Below are 1,046 nucleotides of genomic sequence, written 5' to 3'. Positions count from 1 at the left end.
CGCTCCGCTTCGGTGGCCGCCACCCTCCCGCTGAACGCCCTGGTGGTCGAGGAGGCGGGCGCGGACCTCGCTCCCGTCGGCCGGTTCGAGGACGATCCCGTCGCCGTCGCCGAGCGCCTGCTGGGCGTGCCGCATAAGCCCGGAGCCCGAAGCTCGAAGTCCACCGACTGCTGCGGCCTGGTGCAGCAGGCGCTCTACGCCTGCGGCCGATCCGCGCCGCGCTATTCCGATCAGCAGGCCGAACTGGGCCGGGCGGTCTCCCGGGCCGAGGCCCGCCGGGGCGATCTGGTGGTCTGGCTTTACCCGGGGATGGGGCCGTGGAACGGCCATTCCGCCTTCATTCTGGACGAGGGCCGCGTGCTGCACGCCACAGGCCACCACGGCGCGGTGGTGATCGAGGCGCTGACCGAGGCCGAGGCGCGCTACGTCGCCGACGGTTTCCAGGCCCCCCTGTTCCGTCGGCTCTAGCCGTCAGGTCCCGTCGCTGGCCGGTCGAGCCCGCGGCGGACTAGGATGGTCTCATGAAAGAGTTCTTGCTCGTGATCGCCCTGGCCGCGACCGGCTGCTCGCCCGCGGCCGGTTCGTCGGAACCCGAGCCGTTGACCTGCGTGGCGGGACCGGTCGAGAGGACGTTCGGCGGGACGCGCTGGCTCGTCGCCAGCTGCGACGATCACGAGAGCCTCGCGATCTGGGCGGCCCAGGGCAATCCCGCCGAACCGTTCACCTTCATCCTCGGAAAGGTCGAAGGCCGATACCAGGTCGACGACCACGGGATCGGCGAGGGACGCGGCGACCCGGAGGCCGCCATCGCGGCCCGGGAAGACATCCGCGCGCTGGACCCGGCGGCCATCGAAGCCCTGTTGCGGGAGACGACGGCCGTGGGACGCGATCCCTAGGCCAAAAAAGGCCCCGTCGTTTCCGACGGGGCCTTTCCGTACTCTGAAGTCAGGAACCGATCAGCGCGGGGTCGGCGTCGAGCTTGTGGCCGCCGAAGGCGCCGCGGGCGTCGCCTGGGTGGTCGGGCTGCGCCGCCGGAGAGGCGCCCG

Annotated in this window: 2 protein-coding genes; both read left to right on the top strand. The window is 72.0% G+C overall.

The window, feature by feature from the left end; translation table 11 throughout:
* The coding region (locus AC2W7C_RS18350; protein ID WP_486002627.1) for a C40 family peptidase at positions 1-468 on the top strand (468 nt) is incomplete at its 5' end.
* 53 nt (positions 469-521) lie between these two features.
* Positions 522-896, top strand: coding sequence for a hypothetical protein (locus AC2W7C_RS18345; protein ID WP_486002626.1), 375 nt, complete (start codon positions 522-524; stop codon positions 894-896).
* The last annotated feature ends 150 nt before the right edge of the window (positions 897-1,046 follow it).

The sequence above is a fragment of the Brevundimonas sp. CURTG3B2_SDJG genome, from assembly GCF_057364705.1.
The sequence above is the reverse complement of the archived record's forward strand: the minus strand, read 5'-3'. Positions and strand labels throughout refer to the sequence as shown.